We start from the raw sequence: 6,942 nt of genomic DNA on the forward strand, positions 1-6,942 counted from the left end.
GTACTATCGTCCTAAGCGGTTGCGGCACTGATCGTTTCGTGGGATATGGGCCCAGAATCGCGGCACCATAGAATCTGCGGAGTAGCCGGCGCGCGACCGCGTTGACTTCGTCGACGGTGACGTCGTCGAGCTCTTGCAACGTTCGTTCGATGCTGCGGTGCTCACCGTAGTTCAGCTCGCTGCGGCCGATGCGGTTCATCCGCGAACCGGAATCCTCTAGCCCGAGCACCAGCCCGCCGCGCAACGACCCCTTGGCGATCCGGCATTCGGTCTCGGTAATGCCGTCGCGCGCCACCGATTCGAGTACGTCGCAGGTCACCCGCGCCACCTCGGGGAACCGCTCGGGCAGGCAGGCGGCATAGACGGACAGTGCTCCACTGTCGGCGAAGATGTCTAGCGACGAGTAGACGGAGTAAGCGAGCCCGCGGGTTTCGCGAACCTGTTGGAACAGCCGCGAACTCAAGCCGCCGCCAAGCGCGGTGTGCAGCACCGACAGCGCCCAGCGATGCCGCCAATGCCGGCCTGGTGTGCGCACGCCCAGACACACATGGGTTTGTTCGGCGTCCCGGTTGGCAACCGCCAAGCGCGGGCGCCCGGTCACCCGGCTGGTGCCTTTGCGCGGTGCCATCGGCCGGCGTCCACGGATCAGCCGCGGTCCGAAATGCTCGCGTACCAACGCCACGACCTCGTCGTGGTCGACATTGCCGGCCACCGCGACCACCATCCGCTCGGGTGTGTAGCGCCGCAGGTGAAACGAGCGCAGCTGAGCGCGCGTCATCGCCGACACCGATTGCACCGTACCGATCACGGGTCGACCGACCGGGTGGTCGCCGAACAAGGCACCGAGGAATAGGTCGGCCAGCGTGTCCTCGGGATCGTCGTCGCGCATCGCGATTTCCTCGAGCACGACATCGCGCTCCAGCTCGACGTCCTCGGCGGCGCAGCGGCCGTTGAGCACCACATCAGAAACCAGCTCAATCGCCAGCTCCAGATCGGTGTCGAGCACGTGCGCGTAGTAGCAGGTGTGCTCCTTGGCGGTGAACGCGTTCAGCTCACCACCGACAGCGTCCATCTCCTGCGCAATCTCCACCGCCGTGCGGCTCGGAGTCGACTTGAACAGCAAGTGCTCCAGGAAGTGCGCGGCCCCGGCGACGGTGGCTCCCTCGTCACGCGAGCCGACGCCGACCCACACCCCCACGGACGCGGACCGCACCGCGGGCAGGTATTCGGTCACCACGCGCAGACCGCCGGGCAGTGTGGTGCGCCGTAGCGCGGCTGACAGCTCGCCGCTGTGCTGGCCGCGGCGCAGGGCGCCCGCCTTAACTGGTGGCCGTCGCGGCATCGGTTTCCGTCGGCGACGATGCGGGCCGGTCACCGGCCCGCTGAGGAGCCGACGCATCGGGAGAGGCGGCCCCAGAACTGGCAGCGGTCTCGTCGTCGCTGAGCGGGATCAACGAAATCTTGCCCCGCTTGTCGATGTCGGCGATCTCCACTCGCAGCTTGTCGCCCACGTTCAGGACGTCCTCGACCCGGGCGATGCGCTTGCCCTTGCCGAGCTTGGAGATATGCACCAGTCCGTCACGCCCGGGCAGCAACGAAACAAACGCGCCGAAATCCGTTGTCTTGACCACGGTTCCGAGGAACCGCTCGCCGACCTTGGGCAGCTGCGGGTTGGCGATCGCGTTGATGCGCTCGATCGCGGCCTCCGCGGACGGCCCATCGGTGGCGCCGACATATACGGTGCCGTCGTCTTCTATGGAGATCTGTGCGCCGGTTTCCTCGGTGATCGCGTTGATGATTTTGCCCTTGGGCCCGATCACCTCGCCGATCTTGTCGACCGGCACTTTGATCGTGGTGACGCGTGGTGCGTACGGGCTCATCTCGTCGGGCCGGTCGATGGCCTCGGCCATGACCTCCAAGATGGTCAACCGGGCGTCGCGAGCCTGGGAAAGCGCACCGGCGAGCACCTGTGACGGAATCCCGTCGAGCTTGGTGTCCAATTGCAGCGCAGTGACGAAGTCGCGGGTGCCGGCGACCTTGAAGTCCATGTCGCCGAAAGCGTCTTCGGCACCGAGGATGTCGGTCAGCGTGACGAAGCGGCGCTCGGTGCGGCCGTCAACCTCGACGTCGTCCGACACCAGGCCCATCGCGATGCCGGCTACCGGTGCCTTGAGCGGCACGCCGGCATTCAGCAGCGCAAGTGTGGACGCGCACACCGATCCCATGGACGTCGAACCGTTGGAGCCCAAGGCTTCCGAAACCTGGCGGATCGCGTACGGGAATTCCTCGACGCTGGGCAGGACCGGGATCAACGCCCGCTCCGCCAGCGCACCGTGGCCGATCTCACGCCGCTTGGGCGAACCGATCCGGCCGGTCTCGCCGGTGGAGAACGGCGGGAAGTTGTAGTGGTGCATGTAGCGCTTGGTGGTTTCGGGTCCCAGCGAGTCGATCTGCTGGGCCATCTTGACCATGTCCAGCGTGGTGACGCCGAGGATCTGGGTCTCGCCGCGCTCGAACAGCGCGCTGCCGTGCGCTCGCGGCACCACCGAAACTTCGGCGGACAGCGCGCGGATGTCGGTGATGCCGCGGCCGTCGATGCGGAAATGGTCGGTCAAGATGCGTTGACGTACAAGCTTTTTGGTGAGCGCCCGAAAGGCGGCGCTGACTTCTTTCTCGCGGCCGGGGTAGGTGTCGGCGAGCCGCTGCAGGACCTCTGCCTTGATCTCGTCGGTGCGGTTGTTGCGTTCGGCCTTGCCGGAGATGGTCAGGGCGGCGGACAGCTCGTCGGTAGCGACCGAGGCCACCGAGTAGTACACGTCGTCACCGTAGTCGGGGAACAACGGGTAGTCGCTGGTCGGTTTGGCGGCCGCGTCGGCGAGTTCCTGCTGGGCGGCGCACAGCGTGGCGATGAACGGCTTGGCGGCCTCGAGGCCTTCGGCAACAACGCTTTCCGTCGGCGCCTGTGCACCGCCGTTGATCAATTCAATGGCGTTTTCGGTGGCCTCGGCTTCCACCATCATGATCGCGACGTCGGATTTGCCGTCGTGGGTGCCGACGACGCGGCCGGCCACCACCATGTCGAACACCGCTTGCTCGGTTTGTTCGACGGTCGGGAACGCCACCCAGGTGCCGTTGATCAGCGCGACCCGGACACCGCCGATGGGGCCAGAGAACGGCAGCCCACCCAACTGGGTGGACGCCGACGCGGCGTTGATCGCCAGCACGTCGTAGAGCTCGTCGGGGTTGAGACTCAGGATCGTCACCACTACCTGGATCTCGTTGCGCAGCCCGTCGACGAACGACGGGCGCAGCGGACGGTCGATGAGCCGGCAGGTCAGGATCGCATCGGTGGAGGGTCGGCCTTCCCGACGGAAGAACGAGCCGGGGATGCGCCCGGCGGCATACATGCGCTCCTCGACGTCGACCGTCAACGGGAAGAAGTCGAACTGCTCCTTAGGGTTCTTGCCGGCGGTGGTCGCCGACAGCAGCATGTTCTCCTCGTCGAGGTAGGCGACGACGCTGCCGGCGGCCTGCAGCGCCAACCGGCCGGTTTCGAAACGAATGGTGCGGGTGCCGAAGCTTCCGTTGTCGATGACGGCGGTCGATTCGAACACGCCCTCTTCAATTTGTGTGACAGACATGAACGTCCGTGCAGCCTCTCTGGGTATTCAGCTGTTTCGCGAGGTCACGCAAAACCCGGAGGGACCAGGAAAACCTGCAGGTACTCAGCCTGGATGCGGCTACGGCCGTCGATCGAAGCGGCCGGTACAAGCCCGGCCGCCACTACCGAAGACCGTCCGATACAGACTCGACCTTCTCTCGTTTGTGGTCCTGTCGTGACCCGCTGGGACGGTTCGCGCGGATTACGCGACCGCACCTGCTCGGGCCGATATGGCCCAGAACGTCCTTACTCTACACCGCCTAGCTGCACCTTCTGACGAAACCGGGGTGGCAGGGGCCCGCAGCGCTAAGCGACGTCCTCGACGCACACGGCGAATCCCCGCTGCGCGTAGGCGTAGCCCACACCACTCATGCACTGGTCGACGCTGACCGGGTCCTTCAGGCCGGTGAGAATCTGAGTGGCGCGCTGGCGGTGCGGGACGGACTTGTCGTTGCAGTCCACCCGGAAAGGGTCGGTGGCATGCTTCGGGTCGACACTCATGCAGCCGCCCACTACCCAGTCGACGTCCAGGCACGCGGTGTTGCCGCTGTCGCTGAATGCGTTGCGCATCGAATAGGAGGAGTCGACGTCGCCGGGGCACTGTTCGCGGTTGGGGACGGTGGCTGCCACCTTGAAGTTGGACGCCCGGCTGCCGCAGGCCACCTTGGTCGCCACGGGCCGCTCGGTGGTGCCGCCGAGCCGCAGGCAGTCCCCTACCCGCAGGTCAGCAGTGTTGGCCGGGGCGGAGCACCCGCACATAGTGAGTGCGATTGCCGTGATGGCCGCCGCGGCCAGGGCGCGCATAGGCTAGGTCAGCGACGCAGACCCAGCCGCTCGATGAGCGAGCGGTAGCGCTCCACATCGATCTGAGCCACATATTTGAGCAGGCGGCGGCGGCGCCCCACCAACAGCAGCAATCCCCGCCGCGAGTGGTGGTCATGCTTGTGGACCTTCAGATGCTCGGTCAGGTCAGCGATTCGTTTGGTCAGCAACGCGACCTGCGCCTCAGGGGACCCGGTGTCGGTCTCGTGCAGGCCGTACGTTTTGAGGATTTCTTTTTTCTGCTCGGCTGTCAGCGCCACGAATTACTCTCCATCAATCGGTCCGCGATCAGGTATTTCGCGTGGCGACCCGCTGCGCTCGGCTCTGCCGCGCTTGCGATCGCCACGAGATTCAGTGAGGCCGCCGCGAACTGCAGCACACACCGTGTCGCCGGGAAGTCTAGCAGCGCCGCGGGGCGACGATGCGCGCCGAGGAGCCGGAGTGAGGCGGGGGACCCCAGCCGCGCAGCGGCGAGGGGGCGAGCCGGGCAATTAAAACTGCGGCTTAGCCCGCAGACAGCAGTGTTCGGGCCCGGTCGGTGTCGTCGTTCATCGCGGCGACCAGGTCGCGCACCGATTCGAACTTGCGCTGTCCGCGGATGCGTGCGACGAAGTCCAGCGCCACATGCTGCCCGTACAGGTCGGCGGTGGCGTCGAGAACGTATGCCTCCACCGTGCGGGTGCGCCCGGAAAACGTCGGGTTGGTGCCGATCGACACCGCGGCTTTGTAGCGTTCACCCGGCACGACGGTGCCGGTCGCCGGCCCGTGCCCGAGCACGGTGAACCAGGCGGCGTACACCCCGTCGGCCGGGATGGCCGAGTACATCGGCGGGGCGACGTTTGCGGTGGGAAAGCCCAACTGCATGCCGCGCCCGTCGCCGCGGACCACCACGCCTTCCACGCGATGCGGCCGACCCAGCGCCTCGGCGGCCGCCACCACATCCCCCGCGTCGACGCACGAGCGGATGTAGGTCGAGGAAAACGTCACCGTTTCACTGTCATGGCGCTCGGCCACCAGCGACATCGCCTCGACCGCGAACCCGAACCGCTCCCCGGCCCGTCGCAGGGTGTCGACGGTTCCGGCGGCTTTCTTGCCGAAGGTGAAGTTCTCCCCCACCACGACTTCCACCACGTGCAAGTGCTCGACCAGCAGCTCGTGGACGTACCGCTCCGGGGTGAGCTTCATGAAATCGGCGGTGAACGGCATCACCAGGAATACGTCGATGCCGAGCTCTTCGACCAATTCGGCGCGGCGCGCCAGTGTCGTCAGCTGCGCCGGATGACTGCCGGGGAAGACCACTTCCATCGGGTGCGGGTCGAAGGTCATCAGCACGCTCGGCACCCCGCGTGTCCGGCCGGCCTTGACCGCGTGCGCGATCAGCTCGGCGTGTCCGCGGTGCACCCCGTCGAACACGCCGATCGTGAGTACGCATCTGCCCCAGTCCGTGGGGATCTCGTCTTGTCCCCGCCACCGCTGCACAATCGCAAGCCTACGGCTCCGGGCGCTGTGCGGCGGCGCCTGGGAGTGCGTGCGCCGAGCCTGCTTTTACCGCGTCGACTCTGCGCACACATCGCGATCCGCCGCGTGAGCACGCCGCCACCGCAGTTTCGATGCCGCTGCGCGACGCCCCGGATGAGGCCAGCGTTGCTTAAACTTCCTGTTGTGCGCCCCGACAACGAGCCTGGCGAGCTCACCGCGGTTGCCCAGGACTACCTGAAGGTCATCTGGAACGCGCAGGAGTGGTCGCGGGAGAAGGTCAGCACCAAGATGCTGGCCGAGAAGCTCGGGGTGTCGGCCAGTACCGCATCGGAGTCCATCCGCAAACTCGCCGAGCAGGGTCTGGTCGACCATGAGAAATACGGCGCGGTGACGTTGACGGAATCCGGCCGGCATGCGGCGCTGGCGATGGTGCGCCGACACCGGCTGCTGGAGACCTTCCTGGTCAAGGAGCTCGGCTACAGCTGGGACGAGGTGCACGACGAGGCGGAGGTCCTCGAGCACGCGGTGTCCGACCGGCTGGTCGCTCGCATCGACGCTAAGCTCGGCTTCCCCCAGCGGGATCCGCACGGAGACCCGATACCGGCTACCGACGGACAGGTGCCGACGCCGCCGGCGCGTCAGCTCTGGGCCTGCCGCGACGGTGACGCCGGCACGGTGGCCCGGATTTCGGATGCCGATCCGGAAATGCTGCGGTATTTCGACAGCATCGGGATCAGCCTGGATGCACGGCTGCGGGTGCTCGCCCGCCGCGAGTTCGCCGGGATGATCTCGGTGGCCATCGAATCGGATGCATCACCCGAGGGCGCGGCCAGCACGGTCGAGCTGGGAAGCCCGGCCGCGCGCGCGATATGGGTGGTGTCCTAGCCTTCTCAGCGGTCGGCGCGTTGGTAGGCGGTGACGACGGCGGCGCCGCCGAGCCCGATGTTGTGCTGCAACGCCGCGGTGACATTGTTGATCTG

At 66.7% G+C, this 6,942-nt stretch carries 7 protein-coding genes; 1 reads left to right on the forward strand and 6 read right to left on the reverse strand.

The genetic code is table 11. The features are described 5' to 3' along the window. From VFA16_RS02655 to VFA16_RS02675, 5 genes are all read right to left on the reverse strand, one after another. Positions 1-1,342 (reverse strand): pitrilysin family protein (locus tag VFA16_RS02655; protein ID WP_324966328.1); only part of this gene is annotated, 1,342 nt, incomplete at its 3' end. Further along, on the reverse strand, positions 1,320-3,641 hold the full coding sequence (locus VFA16_RS02660) for a polyribonucleotide nucleotidyltransferase (protein WP_324966329.1): 2,322 nt from the start codon (positions 3,639-3,641) through the stop codon (positions 1,320-1,322). The genes VFA16_RS02660 and VFA16_RS02655, both read right to left, overlap by 23 nt. Before the next feature lie 326 nt (positions 3,642-3,967). Then, on the reverse strand, positions 3,968-4,465 hold the full coding sequence (lppU, locus tag VFA16_RS02665; RefSeq protein ID WP_324966330.1) for an LppU family putative lipoprotein: 498 nt from the start codon (positions 4,463-4,465) through the stop codon (positions 3,968-3,970). A gap of 8 nt (positions 4,466-4,473) precedes the next feature. Then, positions 4,474-4,743, reverse strand: a complete 270-nt coding sequence (gene rpsO, locus VFA16_RS02670) for a 30S ribosomal protein S15 (RefSeq protein ID WP_324966331.1) — start codon at positions 4,741-4,743, stop codon at positions 4,474-4,476. A gap of 244 nt (positions 4,744-4,987) precedes the next feature. Further along, entirely contained in the window at positions 4,988-5,962 is a 975-nt protein-coding gene (locus VFA16_RS02675; protein ID WP_324966332.1) for a bifunctional riboflavin kinase/FAD synthetase, read from the reverse strand. 183 nt (positions 5,963-6,145) lie between these two features. Between VFA16_RS02675 and mntR the strand changes: the two genes are divergently transcribed. Then, a complete protein-coding gene (mntR, locus tag VFA16_RS02680; RefSeq protein ID WP_324966333.1) occupies positions 6,146-6,847 on the forward strand; it encodes a manganese-binding transcriptional regulator MntR in 702 nt (233 codons plus the stop codon). Between the two features lie 5 nt (positions 6,848-6,852). On the opposite strand, the gene VFA16_RS02685 is transcribed toward mntR, so the two are convergent. After that, positions 6,853-6,942, reverse strand: a 90-nt coding sequence (locus tag VFA16_RS02685) for a hypothetical protein (RefSeq protein ID WP_324966334.1), incomplete at its 5' end; no start/stop codon positions are given.

Source organism: Mycobacterium sp. (genome assembly GCF_035653355.1).
Taxonomy (GTDB): domain Bacteria; phylum Actinomycetota; class Actinomycetes; order Mycobacteriales; family Mycobacteriaceae; genus Mycobacterium.